This is a genomic window from Streptomyces sp. NPDC000878, assembly GCF_053599695.1.
Genome location: NZ_JBSFMT010000009.1, coordinates 59227 through 80269, shown reverse-complemented (window position 1 = coordinate 80269; position 21043 = coordinate 59227). Strand labels below are relative to the sequence as shown.

General features: G+C 69.5%; 21 protein-coding genes and 1 pseudogene. 9 read left to right on the top strand and 13 right to left on the bottom strand.

The features are described from left to right. The first annotated feature begins 171 nt into the window (after nucleotides 1-171). Both ACWDR4_RS11190 and ACWDR4_RS11185 read left to right on the top strand, forming a co-directional pair. Nucleotides 172-726 (top strand): ATP-binding protein, encoded by a 555-nt coding sequence (locus ACWDR4_RS11190; protein WP_450406808.1) that lies wholly within the window; start codon nucleotides 172-174, stop codon nucleotides 724-726. A 329-nt stretch (nucleotides 727-1055) separates the two neighbouring features. Continuing rightward, nucleotides 1056-1334, top strand: coding sequence for a hypothetical protein (locus ACWDR4_RS11185; protein ID WP_450406806.1), 279 nt, complete (start codon nucleotides 1056-1058; stop codon nucleotides 1332-1334). A 407-nt stretch (nucleotides 1335-1741) separates the two neighbouring features. On the opposite strand, the gene ACWDR4_RS11180 is transcribed toward ACWDR4_RS11185, so the two are convergent. After that, a complete protein-coding gene (locus ACWDR4_RS11180; RefSeq protein WP_450406804.1) occupies nucleotides 1742-2521 on the bottom strand; it encodes a GntR family transcriptional regulator in 780 nt (259 codons plus the stop codon). A gap of 164 nt (nucleotides 2522-2685) precedes the next feature. Between ACWDR4_RS11180 and ACWDR4_RS11175 the strand changes: the two genes are divergently transcribed. The 6 genes from ACWDR4_RS11175 (at nucleotide 2686) to ACWDR4_RS11150 (ending at nucleotide 8374) form a co-directional block, all read left to right on the top strand. Next, the gene (locus tag ACWDR4_RS11175) at nucleotides 2686-3024 is read left to right on the top strand and encodes an SCO3933 family regulatory protein (protein ID WP_450406801.1); all 339 of its coding nucleotides are present in this window, start codon (nucleotides 2686-2688) and stop codon (nucleotides 3022-3024) included. Continuing rightward, nucleotides 3024-4328: an FtsK/SpoIIIE domain-containing protein gene (locus ACWDR4_RS11170; protein ID WP_450406799.1), complete on the top strand. Its 1305-nt coding sequence runs from the start codon at nucleotides 3024-3026 to the stop codon at nucleotides 4326-4328. Before ACWDR4_RS11175 ends, ACWDR4_RS11170 begins: the two co-directional genes overlap by 1 nt. Beyond that, nucleotides 4325-4522: a hypothetical protein gene (locus ACWDR4_RS11165; protein ID WP_450406796.1), complete on the top strand. Its 198-nt coding sequence runs from the start codon at nucleotides 4325-4327 to the stop codon at nucleotides 4520-4522. The genes ACWDR4_RS11170 and ACWDR4_RS11165 overlap by 4 nt, the downstream gene beginning before the upstream one ends. A gap of 314 nt (nucleotides 4523-4836) precedes the next feature. Beyond that, a complete protein-coding gene (locus tag ACWDR4_RS11160) occupies nucleotides 4837-6201 on the top strand; it encodes a replication initiator (RefSeq protein WP_450407074.1) in 1365 nt (454 codons plus the stop codon). After that, complete coding sequence (locus ACWDR4_RS11155; RefSeq protein ID WP_450406794.1) at nucleotides 6194-6397, top strand: hypothetical protein; 204 nt, start codon at nucleotides 6194-6196, stop codon at nucleotides 6395-6397. The genes ACWDR4_RS11160 and ACWDR4_RS11155 overlap by 8 nt, the downstream gene beginning before the upstream one ends. 12 nt (nucleotides 6398-6409) lie before the next feature. Beyond that, the gene (locus tag ACWDR4_RS11150) at nucleotides 6410-8374 is read left to right on the top strand and encodes a recombinase family protein (protein WP_450406791.1); all 1965 of its coding nucleotides are present in this window, start codon (nucleotides 6410-6412) and stop codon (nucleotides 8372-8374) included. Here ACWDR4_RS11150 and ACWDR4_RS11145 read toward each other — a convergent pair. The 12 genes and pseudogenes from ACWDR4_RS11145 to ACWDR4_RS11090 all read right to left on the bottom strand — a co-directional run. Beyond that, a pseudogene (locus ACWDR4_RS11145) lies at nucleotides 8340-8468 on the bottom strand (YccF domain-containing protein); the annotation flags it as partial. The gene ACWDR4_RS11150 and the pseudogene ACWDR4_RS11145 overlap by 35 nt on opposite strands. Continuing rightward, nucleotides 8465-9328 (bottom strand): zinc metalloprotease HtpX, encoded by an 864-nt coding sequence (gene htpX / locus ACWDR4_RS11140; RefSeq protein ID WP_450406788.1) that lies wholly within the window; start codon nucleotides 9326-9328, stop codon nucleotides 8465-8467. The pseudogene ACWDR4_RS11145 and the gene htpX, both read right to left, overlap by 4 nt. Nucleotides 9329-9491: 163 nt before the next feature. Then, nucleotides 9492-11015, bottom strand: a complete 1524-nt coding sequence (locus tag ACWDR4_RS11135; RefSeq protein ID WP_450406786.1) for an NADH-quinone oxidoreductase subunit N — start codon at nucleotides 11013-11015, stop codon at nucleotides 9492-9494. Next, nucleotides 11012-12589: an NADH-quinone oxidoreductase subunit M gene (locus ACWDR4_RS11130; RefSeq protein WP_235475575.1), complete on the bottom strand. Its 1578-nt coding sequence runs from the start codon at nucleotides 12587-12589 to the stop codon at nucleotides 11012-11014. The genes ACWDR4_RS11135 and ACWDR4_RS11130 overlap by 4 nt, the downstream gene beginning before the upstream one ends. A gap of 6 nt (nucleotides 12590-12595) precedes the next feature. Then, on the bottom strand, nucleotides 12596-14590 hold the full coding sequence (locus tag ACWDR4_RS11125; RefSeq protein WP_450406783.1) for an NADH-quinone oxidoreductase subunit 5 family protein: 1995 nt from the start codon (nucleotides 14588-14590) through the stop codon (nucleotides 12596-12598). Continuing rightward, nucleotides 14587-14976, bottom strand: a complete 390-nt coding sequence (nuoK, locus tag ACWDR4_RS11120; RefSeq protein ID WP_450406781.1) for an NADH-quinone oxidoreductase subunit NuoK — start codon at nucleotides 14974-14976, stop codon at nucleotides 14587-14589. The genes ACWDR4_RS11125 and nuoK overlap by 4 nt, the downstream gene beginning before the upstream one ends. Beyond that, nucleotides 14976-15701, bottom strand: coding sequence for an NADH-quinone oxidoreductase subunit J family protein (locus ACWDR4_RS11115; RefSeq protein ID WP_450406779.1), 726 nt, complete (start codon nucleotides 15699-15701; stop codon nucleotides 14976-14978). The genes nuoK and ACWDR4_RS11115 overlap by 1 nt, the downstream gene beginning before the upstream one ends. Further along, nucleotides 15698-16351 carry a NuoI/complex I 23 kDa subunit family protein gene (locus ACWDR4_RS11110; protein WP_450406777.1) on the bottom strand — a complete coding sequence of 218 codons (654 nt, stop codon included), beginning with the start codon at nucleotides 16349-16351 and terminating at the stop codon, nucleotides 15698-15700. Before ACWDR4_RS11110 ends, ACWDR4_RS11115 begins: the two co-directional genes overlap by 4 nt. A gap of 2 nt (nucleotides 16352-16353) precedes the next feature. Further along, nucleotides 16354-17322 (bottom strand): complex I subunit 1/NuoH family protein, encoded by a 969-nt coding sequence (locus ACWDR4_RS11105; RefSeq protein ID WP_450406774.1) that lies wholly within the window; start codon nucleotides 17320-17322, stop codon nucleotides 16354-16356. Next, complete coding sequence (locus tag ACWDR4_RS11100) at nucleotides 17319-18473, bottom strand: NADH-quinone oxidoreductase subunit C (protein WP_450406773.1); 1155 nt, start codon at nucleotides 18471-18473, stop codon at nucleotides 17319-17321. The genes ACWDR4_RS11105 and ACWDR4_RS11100 overlap by 4 nt, the downstream gene beginning before the upstream one ends. Beyond that, nucleotides 18470-19102, bottom strand: coding sequence for an NADH-quinone oxidoreductase subunit B (locus tag ACWDR4_RS11095; protein WP_450406771.1), 633 nt, complete (start codon nucleotides 19100-19102; stop codon nucleotides 18470-18472). The genes ACWDR4_RS11100 and ACWDR4_RS11095 overlap by 4 nt, the downstream gene beginning before the upstream one ends. Further along, nucleotides 19093-19524 carry an NADH-quinone oxidoreductase subunit A gene (locus tag ACWDR4_RS11090; RefSeq protein WP_450406769.1) on the bottom strand — a complete coding sequence of 144 codons (432 nt, stop codon included), beginning with the start codon at nucleotides 19522-19524 and terminating at the stop codon, nucleotides 19093-19095. The genes ACWDR4_RS11095 and ACWDR4_RS11090 overlap by 10 nt, the downstream gene beginning before the upstream one ends. A 215-nt stretch (nucleotides 19525-19739) precedes the next feature. Between ACWDR4_RS11090 and ACWDR4_RS11085 the strand changes: the two genes are divergently transcribed. Further along, nucleotides 19740-20954 carry a sensor histidine kinase gene (locus tag ACWDR4_RS11085; RefSeq protein WP_450406768.1) on the top strand — a complete coding sequence of 405 codons (1215 nt, stop codon included), beginning with the start codon at nucleotides 19740-19742 and terminating at the stop codon, nucleotides 20952-20954. Nucleotides 20955-21043 lie beyond the last annotated feature (89 nt).

Genomic DNA, 21043 nt, shown 5'->3' with positions numbered 1-21043 from the left:
ATCGTGTCACAGCAGTCTCGTCTTGGGGGGTTCATTGGTGAACCCCCTTTGCGCTTGCCGGTGTTCACGTGAACCCCCTGGTGAACGCTCCCGCCTGCGCTTCCTGCGTCGTTCACTGGTCGGCACAGATCGACGGGCTACAGGGCCTGTCAGTGCTCGGGAGGGGACGCGGTGGAAGCACAGCAGAGCAGACACGCAGCGAATACGTCGGCGGTGGGTGCTCCGCGTCGTTCGATTCATGATCCGGCAAACGGACACTTCCGGGCGCTGACGCTCTTTGCTGAATCGCCGGACTGTGTCAAGGCTGCGCGGGACATGGTCGGCTCGTACCTCACGACCTGGCGCCTGGAGCACGCGGTGGACGACGCGCGGCTCGTCGTGTCGGAACTGGTCGGCAATGTCGTTCATCATGCGGTGCCGGACAACCGGCTGGCGCTGCCTGGTTCTGGGCGGCGTATCGATGTGTCGCTGATGACGTATCCGGAAGTGCTGGTCATCGGGGTGTCGGATGAGGACTCGACTCCGCCGGACCTCCCTGCGGGTGAGTTCTTCTCACCTGATCTTGCGGGCAGTTTCTCCGAAGCGTTGTTGCCGGATCGGGGGCGTGGGCTGCTGATCGTTCAGCGGCTGGCGGACGCGGTGTGGTGGTCGCCGGGGATCAGGGCCGGGAAGACGGTGTGGTGCCGCCTGGACCTCGACCGCCTATGGGCTGAGAACTCGGCCTGACCGACCCCGGGTCGCCGCCCCGTTCTGCTCCCTCGCGATCGGGAGTGGACGGCGATCCGGTCAACGGCCGGAGTCTGACCACTCCGGCCACAGGGGCGCGGCTCCTCGGAATTCCGGGAGCTCCCCTCCCAAACCGGGGGGCCGCGCTTCACAACCTCATACCGAGACCGGACCACCCCCTCGCCTGGCAGCTATCGGGGTGGTCCGGGAGGGGACGCGACGGTCCCCGGTGCCTGATGGTACCGGGGCCGTCGCGTTGCGTCGCTTCTAGCCCTGGAATCAACGGAGTTGACGATCCATTACCTGCAACAGGGCTGGGGTGAAAAGGCGTGAATGACTCGGGTGAGGACTGGATCCATGACGGCTTGGACGATGTGGCGGGCACAGATGCCGGGCTGTGGCTGCCTGGTGTCGACTACATCGCGGGCTGGCGCGAGGCACGTGAGTCTGCCGACCGGCTGAACCGCGCGCTGCTCGGTACCGGGTTCGAACTGTCGGCCGTGCGCGCGGTCGCCTCGGTGGACGAGAGCGGGTGTGGGGTCGTTCGGCTGGCGGGCTGGTCTGATGCCGTCAACAGGCTCGCCGCGCTCCTGGAGTCGGCGGTATGAAACGCCCTGTCGCTGGTGAGTGGCGCGGGTGGGCACGTCGCCGGCCGCAGAGACTTTGGGCGGGAGCTGCCATGGGGCGAGTGAACAGGGGGCCTTACGCTCGCCAGCGGATCGGGCAGGCCTTGGAGCTGCCCGCAATAGCCCGATCGGCCCCCTGTTCTTCGAGGCTCGCCCCATGGTGGCTGCCTAAAGTCTCGGAGGCCGTCGACCCCCAGCCCACCACACCCCGGCCCACCATGGCCGGTCGACGCCTCAACTCCCCTGGCGTGCTGCGGTGGGGGGCGCTGGCCGTCCGGACGGGATCGGCGGCCACGCCGCACGCCCGGCCGGGGCGGCCGGGCGCCCCGGCGCGCCGCAGGCGCGCCCTTGAGGAAGTGAAGGCTGTTTCGACCGATGACCCTTGGCACTCACGCGCGGGCGCGTCGGGCGGGCGGCTTGTCGGTGGTGATCCGGTAGGCGAGTTCGGCACGGTCCGCCCCGGTGCACAGCTCTTCAAGGATCAACGGGCGGCCGTCGGCGGCGTGCGTGACACGGGCCAGGTGCAGGACCGGGGTCGCGTCCGGCAGGCGGAGAGCGGTGCGCTCGTCGGGCAACGGCATGCGGGCGCGGACCGTCTCTGTCCAGGACAGCTTGTGCCCCTCCTGGGTGAGCAGCCCGTAGATCGCTGCCGGTTGCGTGGACGGCTCCTCGGCGAGCAACGGGACGGTCTCGGCGGTTGTGAAGGGGATCAGCGTGCGGTGCATGGCGCGCGCCCCGGCAGTTGGGGCGATCAGGAGTCGGTCGCATCCGAACAGGGCTTCTTCCGCGCCGAGTTGGAGGAGTCGGCCGGTGTCCTTCGTGGTACGGGTGCGGTAGGCGCTGGCCTGTTCGGCCTCGTCCCAGACCTCGCCGCCTGGCATCACGAACGTGCCCTCAGTGGTGCGGGTGATGCGGCGTTCGAGGGTGAGGGCGGGCTGGCCGCTGGTGCGGACGAAGCTGCCTTTGCCGTGGCGGACGTCGATCAGGCCTTCCGCTCGCAGGGCGGCAATCGCGTTGCGGACGGTGGGGCGGGATACGCCGTAGCGGGCCATGAGCTGGGCCTCGGACGGCAGCAGGGAATCGGGCGCGAACTCGCCCGCCAGGATCGCTTCCCGGATGGCGGCGGCCACCTGCTGGTAGAGGGCTCCGGGGCGCTGGATCTCCGACATGGCGGCATCTCCGGGTTCAGGTCGTAGTCACGTCGCACGCGCGACATCACTCGTCAGCATAAGTATTTGCATCCTCGCCGTACAGCACTTCATAGTCATCACTCGTAAGGACAAGTGACGTCTGAATATGTCAGGCGTCCCAATCGGCCAAGGAGGCCACAGACATGCAGTCCATTCCCGTGGACACCGGGCGGCTCGGCGTACTGCGCTGCGCCATCGCCCCGGAAGCAAAGATCAGCAATCAGGAGACACAGGAGGTCAAGAAGGACCGGGACGGCAACCCCGTCTACACCGTCGCCGTCACCGTGCGCCAGGACCGGCGGCGCATCTCCGTCATCGAGATCGCCGTCACCGGCGAACCCAAAGGCATCGAGGAAGGCATGATCCTCAAGGTCACCGGGCTGACCGCGTTCATGTGGGCGATGGGAGACCGGCACGGCGTCAGCTTCCGCGCCGACGCCATCACCCCCATCACCGGCGCCTTAAAGGCCGGTGGTGCGTGATGACCGCCATCCTCGCTCTCACCCTTGGGCTGTTGGTGCTGGTGTGGGTGCTGGGCGGCGGTGATCTGCTGCGGCAGCATCGTCCCGTCTGGCACTGGTACCTCGCCGGATACCCGGCCACTGCATGGCGGGTGGTGTTCACCTGGCGCAAGGTGGCTGTCCTCACCGACCTTGCCGTGTCCCGTCGTCCGGCGCGCGGGCTCCTCGGTGACCTGGTCGTCAAGGGCGATCCGCTACGGCCGGTGCCACCGCGCATCTCCTTCCCCCGCGCCACCCGCATGGGGCTGACCGTGGTGGTGCGGCTGCACGCGGGCCAGACCCCCGCCATGTATCTCAAGGCGGCCGATGCCCTGGTGCATGCGTGGAAGGTGCATGCGGTGCGGGTCACCTCACCGGAACGGGGGCTGGCTCTGCTGACGGCAACGGCCACCGATCCGCTGCAACGCCCCGGCCTCGCTACCGCCCCGCCGGCACTGCTCTCGGCCCTCATCGGGGTGCTGGAGAGCGGCGGCGCGTGGGTGATGGATCTCCTGGTGGTGCCGCACTGGCTGATCGCCGGGGCCACCCGTTCCGGCAAGTCCACGCTACTGGCCCGGCTGATCACCCAACTCGCCCCGCAACCCGTCGCCCTGGTCGGCATCGACTGCAAAGGCGGCATGGAACTCGGCCTGTTCGCACAGAGGTTGAGCGCACTGGCGACCTCCCGTCGTGAGGCGGTCGCCGTGCTCGCCGCGCTGGTGGTCGAGATGCAGGACCGGATGAGCGTCTGCCGCACGGCCGGCGCCCGCTCCATCTGGGAACTGCCCGTCAGGTTCCGGCCCGTACCCGTCGTCGTGATCGTCGACGAGATCGCGGAACTGTACCTGTCCGACGGCAGACGCGAGAGCAAAGCAGAAGCCGAACAGTGCTCCACCCTCCTGCTGCGCCTGGCACAACTCGGCGCCGCCCTCGGCATCCACCTCGTCGTCGCCGGCCAACGCGTCGGCTCCGACCTCGGCCCCGGCGTCACCGCACTGCGCGCCCAACTCGGCGGACGCATCTGCCACCGGGTCAACGACCCAGGCACCGCAGAAATGATCCTCGGCGACCTCAACAAAGACGCCGTGGCCATCGCTCAGTCGATCACCGCTCAGGAACAGGGCGTCGCCGTGTGCACCGGTCCAGACGGCGGCTGGAACCGCGCCCGCTCCCACCTCACCCCCACCCAAGAAGCCGTCGCGATCACCCGCAAGCACGCGGGCCTGGTCCCTGAACTGCCCACCGTCACCCGCGCGCTCGCCGCCCTCGAAGGAGACTCCCAATGATCAGCACAGGTGCCGCCGTGTCCCTCGTCGTGGTCTTCGGGATCATCACCTTCCTCCTCGTCCGCTCCCGCGACGTCCGCGCCTGGGAAGCAATCTGCATCGCCCTCTTCGGCCTCTACCTCGGCCAGACCCCCGTCAGCCTCACCATCAACGGCTTCGTCACCTGGATCCTCAGCGGCTTCTCCCACTTCTAGACCAAGCAGGAAGGGACATACGGCCATGCCCATGCGCCGCGTGAGATGCACCGTCTGCAAGGGCGACGGAGCACGCAAAACCTGGACCGGACGACTGCGGCGCTGCCGCGTCTGCCGGGGCACCGGAACCATCCGCTGAACCCACCACTTCGACCGACCCGCCCGACCGCACAAGGAGTGATCCCCATGGCCCACACCGCCCCACCAACCCCCATCCGAGCCGCTGCGGCGGCCCACCCCGGAAGGCCACCACCATCACCCCGCAACACGTAACCCCGGCCGACAGGCGCGCCGTCCTCAACCGCGCGGCGCGCCTGCGCCAACTCCCCGAAACAGACCGAGACGCCCTCCGCATCGCCCAACACCCCCAATTCCCGCGCTGGCTGGACCAGATCACCGCAACCGGCGGCTGCGCCCACCCCATCCACCTCTCCGGGTCGACAACGACCCTGGACGCAACAACCGGCGAGATCCTCCGCCACTACGACACCCGCACCGAACCCGGCGAACGCCTCTCCGTCCGCTGCCGCAACCGGCGCGCCAGTGTCTGCGCCCCCTGCTCACGACTCCACGCGGGCGACACCTACCACCTCGTCCGCGCGGGCCTCCTCGGCGGCAAGAACATCCCCACCACCATCCGCAACCGCCCCCGACTCTTCATCACCCTCACCGCGCCCTCCTTCGGGCCCGTCCACCGTGCTGGGGAGAGTCGTTGCCGCCCCCGTCGCGACGGCGGAACTTGCGCGCACGGTCGTCCTATCGGCTGCCGAGTCGTCCACGCCCCGGACGCTCCTGCCGCGGGCCAGCCGCTGTGTTCCGACTGCTACGACTACACCGGACATGTGCTCTGGCACGCCCACGCGGGCATCCTGTGGGACCGCTTCACCCGCGACGTACGACGCCACCTCGCCACCTCGGCAGGCCTCGTCCAGTCCCACTTCCCGCAGCACGCGCGACTGTCCTTCGCCCGCGTCGCCGAATACCAGAAGCGCGCTGCTGTCCACGTGCACGCCGTCGTCCGCCTCGACGGCCCGGCCGGACCCGACGACCAACCTCCGCTCTGGGGCACCACCGACCAACTGACCGACGCCGTACGCGCATCCGCCGAACGGGTCCTGGTCCGCACCCCCTACAGCCCGGCCGTAGGCGAACTGGCCTTGCGCTGGGGCACCCAACTCGACGCCCGCCCCCTGCACACCGACGCCGACGGAGCCGACGACGACGCGGTGGCCGCGTACGTCGCCAAATACGTCACCAAAGGAGCCAGCGAGACAGGCGCCGGCACCGACCACCCCATCACCACCCGGGACGAAATCCACGCCGCACCCGTCAGCGAACACGTGCGCACGCTCATGCACACCTGCTGGCGCCTCGGCGGCCTCCCCGAATACGAGCCGCTCCGCCTCCGCGCCTGGACTCACACCCTCGGCTACCGGGGCCACATCCTCACCAAATCCCGCGCTTACTCAACGACATACGCGGCCCTCCGCGCCCAACGCGCCCACCACCTCGGCCACGCAGACATCCCCGACACAGTCACCGAACGGAACTGGCGCTACGTCGGCTCCGGCCACACCCCCGGCGCCGCACTCATCGCCGCCGGAATCGCCGAGGACCTAGCGATCGGACGGGAGCTGGAGCGGGAAGCCAGGTCCGACCGAGGGGGCCGCGATGCCTGACACCAAGGTCATCTGGACTCCCGACAAGTCGCTCTCGCCGGCGGAGCGCGCTCTGCTCCTGCGGATCCTGTTCGGCGCGCAAGCACTCAGCAGAAGACTCAAAAGACCCGACGAAAAGTCACATTCCGGAGATACCTTGGGAGTTGACACGAACGCCCCGGCAGCGGATGGCACCGCCCCGGGGCTGGCCGACTGATTGGGAGTCGACATGTCCAATGAAAGCACACCCCTGCCTGCGGCATTTGAGACAGCCACTCGGGCAACCGGCACACTCGCCCTGCGCGCCGTCGACTACCTACGGGTGTCCACGGAAGACCAGAAGAAGGGCTACGGCGTAGCCAGGCAGAGCCGGAAGACTCTCCGGCACATCGCCCTCAAGCAGTGGTCCCACGGCGGTACTTACAAGGACGAGGGCGTCTCCGGCTCCCTCGAAGCGGCAGACCGTGGAGACTTGAAGCGTCTAATGGAGGACGCACAGCGGACACCCCGCCCCTTCGACATCGTCGTGGTACCGGACGCCCGTGTGATCGGCCGCAAGGGTCGCGCCTTCTGGCGGTGGGTCTGGGCCCTCGAAGACATCGGCGTCTTTGTCGCTGTTGTCGCCGACGACTACGACAACACCACGTCTGAGGGGCGCAAGAAAATGCGCCGTGACGCCGACTATGCCGAAACCGAGTGGGAGACGATCCGTGACCGCACTCAGGGGGGATTGCAGGAGAAAGCTGAGCTGACACCCGCCGCGCACATCGGCGGGCGGCCTCCCTACGGCTACCGCATCGCCGACAAAGGGACTCCCGGCTCGTACCTCGTGATCGACGAGGACGAAGCGAAGGTCATCAGGCACGTGTACGACCTGGTGGTGGGCGAGGGACTCAACCTTCGCAAGGCCACCATCCGTCTCATCACCGACGGGGTCACAGCACGCTCCGGCAAGACATGGACGCGTGACAACCTTCGGGATCGCGTCATGTCGACGCCCGTACTAGACGGCGCTCTCGTCTTCCGTGGGAAGCACGCCAAGACCGATGCGAACGGAAGTCCCATCTGGGGCGACTCCGTGAGGATTGAATTGCCTCGGATCCTGACCGAGGAACAGAGCACAGAGCTGCGGCGCAAAGTCGCCGAAACGGCGAAGCACAGCAGCGGCCAACGCTCCTTCTACCCGTTGAGCGGCCGAGCCGTAAGTTTGTGTGGGAAGACATACGCGGGAATCAGCTTCTCCGAGCGGGAGGGCGCCCGGTTTTACCGGTGCTCTGGAAACTCACCCAAAGATCCCAACCAGAAGTCCTGCGGTTGCTCGCGCATCGATGCCAACGCGTTTGAGAAGCACGTCTGGAAGAACGTCACCGAGATCGCGAGCAACAGTGAGAAGCTCCAAGAACTGGCTGCCGAATGGATCGGGATGGCGGCAGGCGACACGACTGCCCTGGTCGACCGGATCGCGTCCCTTGATCAGCAGATTGAAGGCATGAACGCGTCGATGGCGGCCGTCATCGTCGCAGCAGCCAAGCAGAGCAAGTCAGCTGACGCCATTGAGGCAGCTACGGCCGTCCTCAGTGAAGAACTTCAGCAACTCCAAAACCTTCGCGACGAGGCGGCTGAATGGCTGGCGGAGCTGGAAGAGTCCGATCAACGCGCCCGTGACCTTATCGCGCTGGCAAGTATGGCGAAGAAGTCGTTCGCGGACATGGCCCCGGAGCAGCAGGCCGCCATCCTGTCCATGCTGGAGTTGAAGGTCACTATTACCGGCCCGGTTCCCACCGATCGGCGGGGCGGTGTCCCCTGCACAGTCCGGGCCTGGTACGCCGCCAACGGCCGTGGCATCCCTGCTGCCACACTCTCCGACGAGGAGTGGGCCAAGGTCGCTCCCCTGCTCCCCGAGGGGCGTAGGGGCACCGTTCGGCGGTCAGTGGATGCCATCTTCTACAAGGCACGCACCGGCAAGTCCTGGCCCTGCGTACTCAAGGAAACCGGTGCCTCGATCCAAGCCTCAAAGCACTTCAACGCCTGGACGTCCGACGACACCTGGAGCCGCGTGAACTCTGCTCTGTCGGACGTGGAACAGGTCCCGCTCCCGGAGCTCCAACTGCTGCCCTCAATGGTCATCGAAGGGCGAGTCGACCCGAGCGCGATGCTGAACGTAGAAGAACGATCCCGAACGGAATGCCGATGATCGTGATGCAGAGCAGCGCGCCCGCCAGCAGATAGCCGAGGAACAGCCAGAAGCCGCTCAGGACGAGCCAGATGATGTTGAGGATTGTCTTCACTGAGGGCGACCTGCCATCTTTTCGAGCCGGGCGATGCGCTCCGCCATCGGCGGGTGCGTGGAGAACATCTTGGAGAGTCCCTGGCCTGGGCGGAAGGGGTTCGCGATCATCATGTGGCTCGCGGTCTCGATCCGCGGCTCGGGGGGCAACGGGAGTTGTTTCGTGCCCGCTTCCAGTTTACGCAGGGCGCTCGCGAGGGCCAGTGGGTCGCCGGTGAGCTGGGCGCCCGACGCGTCGGCCTCGTACTCCCTGGAGCGGCTGATGGCGAGCTGGATGAGGGTCGCCGCGAGCGGGCCCAGGATCATGATCAACAGCATGCCGAGGATGCCGGGGCCGTCGTCGTCGTTCGAGCGGCCGATCGGGATCAGCCAGGCGAAGTTGACCAGGAACATGATCACGGAGGCCAGGGCGCCGGCGACCGACGAGATGAGGATGTCGCGGTTGTAGACATGGCTCAGCTCATGGCCGATGACGCCGCGCAGCTCACGCTCGTCCAGGATGCGCAGGATGCCTTCGGTGCAGCACACGGCCGCGTTGCGCGGGTTGCGGCCCGTCGCGAACGCGTTCGGTGCTTCGGTCGGCGAGATGTACAGGCGCGGCATGGGCTGGCGGGCCTGGGTGGAGAGGTCACGGACCATGCGGTACAGGGCCGGGGCCTCGAATTCGCTCACCGGGCGCGCGCGCATCGCGCGTAGAGCCAGCTTGTCGCTGTTCCAGTACGCGTACGCGTTCGTGCCGATCGCGATGAAGAGTGCGATCACGAGGCCCGTACGGCCGAAGAAACTGCCGATGACGATGATGAGTGCGGACAGTCCCCCGAGGAGGACGGCTGTCCTGAGCCCGTTGTGCCGGCGGTGCACGGTACGCCCTCCAAGTGGTGCGGCAGGGGAACCCTGGTGTCAGGTCCAGTGGACCCTTCTGTACTGGTCAACGCCAGGCGGGGGTTCGCAGTTCCCTTGCGTACGCGCAGGGGCGCGTCGGCCGTTCGGGTGAGGGGCCACGCGCGCGTGCGGGCGCGGCGGGTCAGAAGAGTCCGGTGTCGGCGAAGCGCAGCACCAGCTGGGGCGCGCCGGACAGGGCGATGCCGAGGACGGCGGTCAGGGCGATCGCGGCCGTGAGGGGGGCCGGGGCGCGGTGGTGTTCCTCGGCTCCCTGGGGGGTGCGGAAGAGCAGGGCCGTCCACTGGAGGTAGTAGAAGAGGGCGATCACCACGTTGACGGCCATGACCACGGCCAGCCAGCCGAGTCCGGCGTCGACCGCCGCGGAGAAGACGGTGACCTTCGCGAAGAGGCCGATGATGCCCGGCGGCAGTCCGGCAAGGCACAGCAGGAAGAAGCCCAGGACGAGCGCTGCCAGGGGGCGGGTGGCGTACAGGCCGCGGTAGTCGCTGACGCGGTTCAGGGGCTTCGTACGGGCCACCAGGGCCGCCACCGCGAAGGCGCCGAGGTTCACGGCGGCGTACATGAGGGCGTACGCGACGGTGGAGCCGATCGACTTCTGGGCGTCGTCGGAGTACGCGGCTGCGGCGATCGGCACCAGGAGGTAGCCGGCCTGGCCGACGGAGGACCAGGCGAGCAGGCGTACCGCGCTGTACGCGCGCGTGGGCTGCTGACGCAGGGCGCCGACGTTGCCGACGGTCATGGTGAGCGCGGCCAGGGCTGCCAGTGCGGGGCCCCAGACGTCGGCGTACGACGGGAAGGCGACGACGGTGACGAGGATCAGGCCGGAGAAGCCGACGGCCTTGCCGACGACCGACAGATAGGCGGCGATCGGCAGGGGCGCGCCCACGTAGGTGTCGGGTACCCAGAAGTGGAAGGGCACGGCGGCTGTCTTGAAGGCGAAGCCGATGAGGGTGAGGACGACGCCCGCCTGGGCGAGGGTGTGCAGCTGTGGGTCGACGTCCTGGATGCGGTCGGCGATCTCGGTGAGGTAGAGGGTGCCCGTGGCGGCGTACACGAAGCTGATGCCCATGAGGCTGACCGCGGTGGCTGTCACGGAGGACAGGAAGAACTTCAGGGCCGCTTCGGAGGACTTGCGGTCGCCGTGCCGGATGCCTACGAGGGCGAAGGCGGGCAGGGAGGCGACCTCCAGGGCGACGATCAGGGTCGCGAGGTCGCGGGAGGCGGGCAGGAGGGCCGCTCCGGCGGCGGAGGACAGCAGCAGGAACCAGTACTCCCCTTCGGGGAGTCCTCGGTCGGCGTCCTTGAGGGCGGTGACCGAGAGGAGGGCGGCGAGCAGCGCGCCGCCCAGCACCAGGAACTGGATGACGAGGGTGAAGCGGTCGGCCGTATAGCTGCAGACGTCCGTGCTGCCCGTGAGGCAGAAGGTGGAGCGGTCGCCGTCCAGGAGGGGCAGCAGGAGGAGCGCGGACGCGGTCAGGCCGGCGACCGAGGTCCAGCCGAGGACTGCCTTCTTGTTGCCGCCGATGAACAGGTCGGCGACCAGTACGGCGAGTCCTACGACGGCCGCGAGGGTGGGCGGTGCGATGGCGAGCCAGTCGACGGACTGGACGACGGACTGAGCCGCGGACTGGGCCAGGGCGCTCATCGGGGGCCTCCTGAAAGGAGCTGCTGCACGGCCGGGTCGGTCAGCCCGAGGAGGGCCTTCGGCCACAGTCCGGCGACGACGGTGAGGGCGACGAGCGGGGTCCAGGCCGCGAATTCGTACGTCTGCACGTCGGCGAGCTGGGGGGCGTCCGGCTGCGGGGCGGCACCCATGCAGACGCGGCGGACGACGACGAGCATGTACGCGGCGGTGAGCAGGGTGCCGAACGCGGCGATCGCCGTGAAGGTGAGGAAGGCGGGGCGGCTGAGGTCGTCGGCGGGGTCGAACGCGCCGAACAGGGCCAGCATCTCGCCCCAGAACCCGGCGAGGCCGGGCAGTCCGAGCGAGGCGACGGCGGCGAAGGCCACGAGGCCGCCGAGGCGCGGGGCACGGCCGTAGAGGGCGGCGCCGGTGCGGTCGGCGAGGGTGTCGAGGTCGCTAGTGCCCGTGCGGTCCTTCAGGGCGCCGACCAGGAAGAAGAGGAGGCCGGTGATGAGGCCGTGGGCGATGTTGGCGAAGAGCGCGCCGTTCACGCCGGTCGGGGTCATGGTCGAGATGCCGAGGAGCACGAAGCCCATGTGGCCCACGGAGGAGTAGGCGATGAGCCGTTTGAGGTCGCCCTTCGCGCCCTGCCGGGCGAGGGCCAGGCAGGCCAGGGAGCCGTAGATGATCCCGACGACGGCGAAGGCTGCGAGGTAGGGCGCGAACGTCCGGAATCCGTCGGGTGTGATCGGCAGCAGGATGCGCACGAACCCGTACGTGCCCATCTTGAGCAGAACACCCGCCAGCAGGACCGAGCCGACGGTCGGGGCGGCGGTGTGGGCGTCCGGCAGCCAGCTGTGCAGCGGCCACATCGGCGTCTTGACCGCGAGCCCGATCCCGATCGCCAAAGCGGCGGTGACCTGCACGGATGTGCTCAGTCCAGGGCCGTTGTCAGTGGCGAGTGCCATGATGTCGAACGTGCCCGCCTTGATCCCGATCAGGAGCAGGCCCAGCAGCATGACGACGGATCCGAGCAGGGTGTAGAGGATGAACTTCCAGGCCGCCCGGGTCCGTTGCTCACCGCCCCAGCGGGCGATGAGGAAGTACATCGGGATGAGCACCATCTCGAAGGCGAGGAAGAACAACAGCAGGTCGAGGACGGCGAAGGTCGCGAGGGTGCCGGACTCCAGGACGAGCAGGAGTGCGACGAAGGCCTTCGGGGACGGGCCTGCGGGGAGCTTGAAGTAGGAGTAGAGCGCGCAGAGGAAGGTCAGGAGCGCGGTCAGGACCAGAAGGGGGAGGGAAATGCCGTCGACACCGAGGTGGATGCGCACGTCGAGTGCCGGGATCCAGCTGATGTCGGTCGTGGCCTGCATCTTCGACGGATGGTCGTGGTCGAAGCCGAGCGCGAGGACGATCGCGGCGATGAGCACCGCACCGGTGACGGTCACGCCGTGCCGCAGTACGGCCTGCTCGGGCGACTTCCCCTTCAGCCCTGGCGGGGCCGGCAGGAGAGCGGCGACGGCGCCGATGAGCGGGCCCACGACGAGGAATGCCAGAAGGAACTGCATCACTGACTCGTTGATATCGATCACGCCTGCTCACGCTCCCGTGGCGACGAGGAGGACGGCGACCACCAGGACGACGGTGCCGGCGAGCAGCGCGCTCACATAGGTCTGTACGTTGCCGGTCTGGGCGCGCCGTACGGCGGCACCCAGCAGGCGGGGCACGGCGCTCGCGCCGCGTACGTAGGTGTCGACGACCTCGCGGTCGAGGAACCGGACGAGGGTGGCGCCGGCCTGGACCGGGCGGACGAACAGCGCTGTGTACAGGGCGTCCAGGTGGAAGCCGACGGCCGCGTGGCGGTGCAGCGGGCCGAGCAGGAGTCGTCCGGGGTCCGCCGGGTCGGGTGCGGTGGCCATGTCTCCGTAGGCGGCGGTGTGGGTGGCGATTGCCTCGGCCTCGACCAGGCCGCCGTCCGCGTCCGGGTGGGCCGCGACGGCGCCCAGGGGGACACGGGCCGCCAGGGCGGTGGTGTGGCGCCAGGCTCCGTAGGTGACGAGGCCGCCGACCAGGGCCACTCCCGTGCCGAGGACGGAGGTGGTGAGGGTCGGGGTCAGGTCGTGGCCGTCGAACCAGTCGGGCAGCCTGCCGTAGGCGAACCCGCCCAGGGCGAGGGACGGGACCGCGAGCACCCAGAGCACGGCGGTCATCGCGACGGGCTGCCTGCCATGGTCCGGGGCCTCGACGCCCTTGCCCCGGAAGACGAGCAGCCACAGGCGGGTCGCGTAGGCGGCGGTGAGCAGGGCCGAGACGAGGCCGGCGACGAGGACGATCCAGCCTGCGGCGTCCGGGATGCCCTCGGCGTGGCCGGTGGAGACGTGTTCGGCGGCGCCGAGGACGGACTCCTTGGAGAAGAAGCCGCTGAAGGGCGGGATCGCGGCGAGGGCGAGGAGCGCCACGGTCATCGTCCAGTAGGCGTCGGGGACGCGGGCGCGCAGGTTGCCCATGCGGGACATGGCGGCCAGCGAGTTGGTGCCGGCGGCGTGGATGATCACGCCGGCCGCGAGGAACAGCAGCGCCTTGAAGGCGCCGTGGGTGAGGAGGTGGAAGACGGCGGCACCGCGGTCGCCGACGGCGAGGGCGCCGGTCATGTAGCCGAGCTGGCCGATCGTCGAGTAGGCGAGGACGCGCTTGATGTCGTCCTGGGCGAGGGCGGCGAGGGCGGAGCCGGCCATCGTGACGGCGGCCATCACGGCGAGGACGACCAGTGCGGCCGAGGAGGCCGCGAAGACCGGGAGGAGCCGGGCGATGAAGTAGACACCGGCGGCGACCATCGTCGCGGCGTGGATCAGCGCGGAGACGGGGGTGGGGCCCGCCATCGCGTCGGGGAGCCAGGTGTGCAGGGGGAACTGCGCCGACTTGCCCGCCACGCCGGCCAGGAGCAGCAGGGCGACCAGTGTCGGGTGGTCGAGTCCGCCGGTCGCGACGGTGCCGAGGATCTTCGTGATCCGGAAGGACCCGGCGTCGGTGGCGAGCGCGAACAGGCCGATCAGGAAGGGGACATCACCGAGTTTGGTGACGAGGAAGGCCTTGAGGGAGGCGGCGCGGGCCTCCGGGGTCTCCCAGTAGTGGCCGACCAGGAAGTACGAGCAGATGCCCATGATCTCCCAGCCGACCAGCAGCACCATCAGGTCGCCGGAGTAGACGACGAGCAGCATCGCGGAGGTGAAGAGGGAGACGAGAGCGGCGTACGAGGGGTAGCGCGGGTCGTCGCGCAGATAGCCCGTCGAGTAGATCTGCACACAGGTCGCGACCAGGACGACCAGGACGGCGACGAGGGCGGCGAAGCCGTCGATGTGCAGGGCGAGTTCGACGGGGACCGAGCCGGTGGGTGTCAGCTCGGTGGCGGCGTCGACGGCCCGGTCACCGCCCTGGCGTACGGCGACGACGACGGCGAGGGCGAGCGCCGTGAGGGTGGGCAGTACGGCGAGGGGGCGGACGAATCCGGGGGCCGTGCGGCCCAGGAGCAGGCCGGCCGCGGCGCCCAGGAAGGGGAGGAGGGGGACGAGGACGGCGAGGGTGGTCGTGGTCACGCGGTGGCCTCAGCCTTCTCGTCTTCCGTCTTCTCGTCGTCCGTGCCGGTGGCTTCGTCGGGGCCGTGCGGCTCGGCGGTGTCGCGGAGCTTGTCGATGTCGGCGGTGCCGCGGTTGCGGTGGACGGCAAGGACGATCGCCAGGCCGATGCCGATCTCGGCGGCGGCGATGGCGATGGTGAACAGGGTGAGGGCCTGGCCGGAGTGCAGGGTTTCGCGGGCGGTCCTGCTGAGCCAGACGTCGAAGGCGACGAGGTTGAGGTTGACGGCGTTGAGCATCAGCTCGACGGACATCAGGACCAGGATCGCGTTGCGGCGGGCGAGGACGCCGTAGAGGCCGGTGGAGAAGAGGAGGGCGGAGAGTACGGCGGGATAGGCGAGGTGCATCAGCGGGCACCGTCCTGCTCGGTCGACTCGGTTCCCCTGACCGACCCATTTCGCCTGATCGGGTGATTACGGGAATCCGTGACAGAGGGGGAACTACCGGTCGCGGCTCGGGAGTTCACAGGGGGAGAGCTCGACTCCGCCTTCGTCTTGCGGGACAGGACGATCGCCCCGACCAGGGCCGCGAGGAGAAGGACGGAGAGGGCCTCGAAGGGAAGGACCCAGTTCTGGAAGAGGCTCGCGCCGGTGACGGCGGTGGAGCCCGCGGCGGCGCCGTCCAGGTCGATCCAGGTCGTGCGGAAGGCGTCGACGACGACCCAGACCAGGGCGGCGGCCGAGGAGAGGGCCACGGCGAGGGCGGCCCACCGGTTGCCGGAGTCGGCGTCCGGGGAGCGGCCGATGGGAGCCCTGGTGAGCATCAGGCCGAAGAGAAGGAGGACGACGACGGAACCGACGTAGATGAGGACCTGTACCCAGGCGATGAACTCGGCCGTGAGGAGGAGGTATTCGACGGCGAGGCCGCCGAGGGTCACCACCAGCCACAGGGCGGCGTGCACCAGCTGCCGGGTGGTGACGGTGACGAGCGCGGCGCCGAAGGTGACCAGGCCGACGAGGAGGAAGGCGATCTCGACGCCGGTCGGGGAGAGGAAGCCGTGGGTGTCGGAGGCGGCATCGGAGGCGGCGGTCGTGACGTGTGCCGCCGTCGCGGTGGCTGCGGCGAGGGTCACGAATCTCCTCCCTGTCCCTGGGGATCGGCGGGCCCGGGCGGCTCGGTCGGTCGGGGCGACCCGGTCGGTTCGGTCTGCGTCGCGGTCGGCGGTTCGGTCTGCGCCGCGGTGGCGAGTTTCTCCGCCGTCTTGCGGGCCGCCGCGATCTCCTTCGGTTCCTCGGCGGCGGGGTCGAGGGCGGGCGGGGCCGGGACCGTCCACATCCACTCGCGGAGCTTGTCGCGTTCGTGGGTGAGTTCGTGGATGTCGGTCTCGGCGTACTCGAACTCCGGGGACCAGAAGAGGGCGTCGAAGGGGCACACCTCGATGCAGATACCGCAGTACATGCAGAGGGAGAAGTCGATGGCGAAGCGGTCGAGGACGTTGCGGCTGCGCTCGCGGCCACCGGGGGCCGCGGGCGGGACCGTCTCCTTGTGGGAGTCGATGTAGATGCACCAGTCCGGGCACTCGCGGGCGCACAGCATGCAGACCGTGCAGTTCTCCTCGAAGAGTCCGATGACTCCGCGGCTGCGGGGCGGGAGGTCGGGCTGGGTGTCCGGGTACTGCGCGGTGACGGTCTTCTTCGTCATCGTGCGGAGAGTGACGGCCAGGCCCTTGGCGAGGCCGGCGCCGGGAATGCGGGACCTGGAGGGCGGGAGTGGCTCAGCCATGGTTACGAGATCACCACCTTCACGATGCCGGTGAGGGCGATCTGGGCGAGGGAGAGGGGGACGAGGAGGGTCCAGGCGAGCTTCTGGAGCTGGTCCTCGCGCAGGCGGGGGTAGGTGACGCGCAGCCAGATGACGACGAAGGCGAGGACTGCTGTCTTCAGGAGGGTCCAGACCCAGCCGAGGCCGTCGGCGGACCAGGGGCCGTGCCAGCCGCCCAGGAAGAGGACGGTGGTCAGGCCGCACAGGACGACGATCCCGGCGTACTCGGCGAGGAGGAAGAGGGCGAAGCGGAGGCCGGTGTACTCGGTGTAGGCGCCGAAGATGATCTCCGAGTCGGCCACCGGCATGTCGAAGGGGGGCCGTTGGAGTTCGGCGAGGCCGGCGACGAAGAAGACGATCGCGCCGACGATCTGCCAGGGCAGCCACCACCACTCGAAGGCGTCGACGATGCCGGGGAGGGAGACCGTGCCGGCCGCCATCGCGACCGAGGCGGCGGTCAGCAGCATCGGGAGTTCGTAGGCGAGGAGTTGGGCGGCGGTGCGCAGGCCGCCGAGGAGGGAGAACTTGTTGGCCGACGCCCAGCCGGCCATCAGCGAGCCGAGGACGCCGACGCCCATCACGGCGAGGACGAAGAAGATGCCCGCGTCGACGGCCTCGCCGACGGCACCCTCGCCCGGGCCGATCGGGATGGCCAGGAGGACGAGGAGGTACGGGAGGAGGGCCACGGCCGGGGCGAGCTGGAAGATACGGCGGTCGGCGCCGGCCGGGACGATGTCTTCCTTCTGGGCGAACTTGACGCCGTCCGCGACGAGTTGGGCCCAGCCGTGGAAGCCGCCGGCGTACATCGGGCCGAGGCGGCCCTGCATGTGGGCCATCACTTTGTGCTCGGTCTGACCGACGATCAGGGGGAAGGTGAGGAAGACGACGAAAACGATCAGGAGTCGCAGGGCGACGTCGAGCGCGTCGTTCACTGCGAGCCTCCTGGGGGGTTCTCGGAGGTGGGGTCGTCAAGGGCTGAGTCGTCGGGGGGTGAGTTGTCAGGGGGTGAGGCTTCGGGGGTGGTGGCCTCGGAAGAGGGAGCCTCGGGGGTTGGGGCCTCTGGAGCAGGTGCCCCGGGTGGCTCGGTGGCCTTCGGGGTGGGGTCGTCGAAGGCGGGGCGGGCGTGGTGCCAGGGGGCGTCCGCTGTGGGGGATGGCTTGGGGGTCTCTGTCGGCGGGGGCTCGGGCGCGGCCTCGGTCGGCGGGGGCTTGGGGGCGGCCTCGGTCGGCGGGGGCTTGGGGGCGGCCTCGGTCGGTGGTGTCTGGGGGCGCTGTGATGCCGAGCCCTGGCTTGCGCTGCGCGACCGGCGGGGGGTGGCCGGCGGGGCGGCCTCCGTGGGGGCCTCCGTTGCCGGGGGCGAGCCCGCCGGGGTCTGGCCCGCCGGGGCTGCCGGGGACGGGTCTGCCGGGGCTTGGCTTGCTGAGCCTTCCGATGTCGTGCGGGTGCGGCGTACCGGGCGGTCGGTTGTCGCGCGGCCCGCGGTGGCTCGGGCCGGGCGGGTTGGGGCCGGGGGGAGCTGGCCCTTCAGGGGGCCCCATTCGTTGGGGTCGGGGACGCCCGGCGGGAGCATCTGGCGGCGCTTCGGGCCGCCGTGTTCCGACTCCCCCGGTTCCTTGGCGCCGGGCCAGGCCTTGGCGACGCGGGCCGCGAGTACGAAGTCCTTGCGGAGGGGGTGGCCCTCGAAGGTCTCCGGGAGGAGGAGGTGGTTCAGGCCCGGGTGGCCCTCGAAACGTACGCCGAACATTTCGTGGGTCTCGCGCTCGTGCCAGGCCGCGCCCGCGTAGACGTCCACGAGGGAGGGGAGGACGGGGGACTCGTGCGGGACTGTCGTGCGTACGAGGAGGCGGCGGACCGGGGAGAGGGCGACCACGTGGGCTGCGACGCGGAAGCCGGTGCCCGGTTCGTCGACCGCGCTGAGCCAGTCGAAGTAGGTGCAGGAGAGGCGGTCGCGGGCGGTCTCCAGCGCCGTGGTCCAAGAGGTCGGGGGTACGTCGACGGTGAGGACGTCGTAGGACTCCTCGGCCGTGGCCTCCGTGCCGAAGAGGTCCTCGGTGGGGGCGGGCAGCCAGCCGGTTGCCGTCATCTGTTCGACTCCCCTGCGGCCGGGGGCTGTACGAGGGGGCTCTGGAGTGCGGCCGGGGACGGGCGGGTCGTCTGTGCGGACGCGTACCGCTCGCCCAGGGACTCCCGGGCGATCTTCTCCTGGAGCTTGAGGATGCCCTGGAGCAGCGCCTCGGGGCGGGGCGGGCAGCCGGGGACGTACACGTCGACCGGGATGATCTGGTCGACGCCCTTCGTCACGGAGTAGGAGTCCCAGTAGGGGCCGCCGCAGTTGCTGCAGGCGCCGAAGGAGATGACGTACTTCGGCTCGGGCATCTGTTCGTACAGGCGGCGTACCGCCGGGGCCATCTTGTCCGTGACCGTGCCCGAGACGACCATCAGGTCGGCCTGGCGGGGCCCGGGTGCGAAGGGGATCACGCCGAGGCGGATGAAGTCGTGGCGGGCCATGGACGCGGCGATGAACTCGATGGCGCAGCAGGCGAGGCCGAAGTTGAAGACCCAGAGCGAGTAGCGGCGGCCCCAGTTCAGGACGACCTTCATCGGCTCGGGGGCGAGGCGGGCGAGGGCGCCCAGCCGTTTCGGCTCCGGCAGCAGCACGGGTTCGGACACAGGCACTGGCTCCGGCGAGTTCGTTTTTGGCGTCACGCCCATGTCAGGACGCCCTTCTTGTATGCGTAGAGCAGGCCGACGGCCAGGAAGCCGAGGAAGACGAACATCTCGACGAGGGTGGTCGCGCCGTAGCCCGGAGCGGCGAAGACGGTGGCCCAGGGGAACAGGAAGATCGAGTCGACGGCGAAGATGACGTACAGGAAGGCGTAGACGTAGTAGCGGACCTGAGTGTGGGCCCAGCCCTCGCCGACGGGGTCGACACCGCATTCGTAGGTCAGGAGTTTCTCGGGGGTCGGGACCACGGGGCGCAGCAGGCGGCCGGCCCCGAAGGCGACCGCGACGAAGAGCACGCCCACGACGGCGAGCAGTCCGACCACGGAGTAGGACTGGAAGTACTCCGACGCCACGAGGTGCTCCGTCGTGGCAGCGTGCTCCGCCGTGGCGGTGGCGGTCCGTACCGGCACGTCCGTCCCTCACTCCCTGGCCCTGGCCTCGTGACAGCTCGCCCCTGGCGTTCGGCGATCTGTACGGACGGGAGTCTAGGGCCTGCTAAAGAGACCGTAAGCAGCCCGTCACACATGGCCATGCCCGAAGTGATGTGCAAGGTGGGGTTTTCCCCCGGGTCGGCGGGCGGTCCACCTCATGGCGCCGGGGCGCGGCGGCGGGCAGGCTGGCGAACATGACCGCACGTATCGCCGCCACCAGCGCGGGAACCGAGGGCGACCGACTGCCCCCTGTCCGTTTCGCCCTCGATCCGCACACCTGGAAGGAGATCGCCCATCTCCTGGCCAACCTGCCGATGGCGTTGTTCGGTTTCGTGTACGTGGTGACCGTGGTGTCGACGGGGTTCTTCCTCACGTTCACGGTGATCGGAGTCCCGCTGCTCGCCGCCGGGTTGATGGGCGCACGCCAGCTGGGCCGGATCGAGCGGGCGCGGGCCAGGGCGCTGCTCGGGGTGCGGGTGGACGAGCCGAGTCCGCTGCCGCTGGGCGGTGGGCGGGGCGCCCGTGGCCAGGAGCTGGGGTTCTTCGGGCAGTTGTGGATGGCGTTGAAGGACCCGGTCGGCTGGCGCACCATCCTGTACGACTTCGTCCGGCTGCCCTGGGCCGTTCTCACGTTCACCGTCGTGCTCGTGTCGTTGTTCGTGCTGTGGCCGGTGCTGCCGTTCGTGGCGCGGGGGCTCACGAACGTGGACCGGGCGATGGTGCGCGGGCTGCTGTCGCCCTCCGACGAGCTGGAACGCCGTATCGCCGAACTGGAGTCCGACCGGGGGGTCGTGGTCGACACGGCCGCCGCCGATCTGCGGCGGATCGAGCGCGATCTGCACGACGGGGCGCAGGCCCGGCTCGTGAACCTCGCGATGGGACTCGGGCTGGCCAAGGAGAAGCTGCTTGAGGGCCAGGCCGACGAACATGTGGCGGCGATGGTCGAGGAGGCGCACGGCGAGGTGAAGCTCGCGCTTCAGGAGCTGCGGGATCTGGCGCGCGGGATCCATCCGGCGGTGCTGACCGACCGGGGGCTGGACGCGGCGCTGTCCTCGGTGGCCTCGCGGTGCACGGTGCCGGTGCAGGTCACGGCCGATCTACCGGCCCGGCCTGCCGCCGCCATCGAGGGCATCGCCTACTTCACGGTCTCCGAGCTGCTCCAGAACATCAGCAAGCACAGCGGGGCGCGGAACGCCTCCGTCGATGTGTGGCGTACCAAGGACCGGCTGCTGATCCAGGTCTGGGACGACGGGCGCGGTGGTGCGCGGCTGGACGGCGGTACGGGGATGGCGGGGCTCGCGGACCGGCTGGGCGCGGTGGACGGGCTGTTCGTCATCGAGTCGCCGGAGGGCGGGCCCACGACGGTCACGGCCGAGCTGCCTTGGCGGGAGCGGGTCGAGCAGTCGTAGGCCGCGCGCTGCCGAAGGGCCCTTCTTTTCAGGGTCCAGGTAGGGAAAACCCCCGGGGGAAGACCCCTACGTGCTCCATGGTCCGTGGG

Bases quoted from the DNA above. Each gene is read 5' to 3' on its own strand.
- ACWDR4_RS11180 (WP_450406804.1), bottom strand. From the start codon at position 2,521: ATGTCGGAGATCCAGCGCCCCGGAGCCCTCTACCAGCAGGTGGCCGCC.
- ACWDR4_RS11175 (WP_450406801.1), top strand. From the start codon at position 2,686: ATGCAGTCCATTCCCGTGGACACCGGGCGGCTCGGCGTACTGCGCTGC.
- ACWDR4_RS11170 (WP_450406799.1), top strand. From the start codon at position 3,024: ATGACCGCCATCCTCGCTCTCACCCTTGGGCTGTTGGTGCTGGTGTGG.
- ACWDR4_RS11165 (WP_450406796.1), top strand. From the start codon at position 4,325: ATGATCAGCACAGGTGCCGCCGTGTCCCTCGTCGTGGTCTTCGGGATC.
- ACWDR4_RS11155 (WP_450406794.1), top strand. From the start codon at position 6,194: ATGCCTGACACCAAGGTCATCTGGACTCCCGACAAGTCGCTCTCGCCG.
- ACWDR4_RS11150 (WP_450406791.1), top strand. From the start codon at position 6,410: ATGTCCAATGAAAGCACACCCCTGCCTGCGGCATTTGAGACAGCCACT.
- ACWDR4_RS11135 (WP_450406786.1), bottom strand. From the start codon at position 11,015: ATGAGCGCCCTGGCCCAGTCCGCGGCTCAGTCCGTCGTCCAGTCCGTC.
- nuoK (WP_450406781.1), bottom strand. From the start codon at position 14,976: ATGCACCTCGCCTATCCCGCCGTACTCTCCGCCCTCCTCTTCTCCACC.
- ACWDR4_RS11110 (WP_450406777.1), bottom strand. From the start codon at position 16,351: ATGGCTGAGCCACTCCCGCCCTCCAGGTCCCGCATTCCCGGCGCCGGC.
- ACWDR4_RS11100 (WP_450406773.1), bottom strand. From the start codon at position 18,473: ATGACGGCAACCGGCTGGCTGCCCGCCCCCACCGAGGACCTCTTCGGC.
- ACWDR4_RS11095 (WP_450406771.1), bottom strand. From the start codon at position 19,102: ATGGGCGTGACGCCAAAAACGAACTCGCCGGAGCCAGTGCCTGTGTCC.
- ACWDR4_RS11085 (WP_450406768.1), top strand. From the start codon at position 19,740: ATGACCGCACGTATCGCCGCCACCAGCGCGGGAACCGAGGGCGACCGA.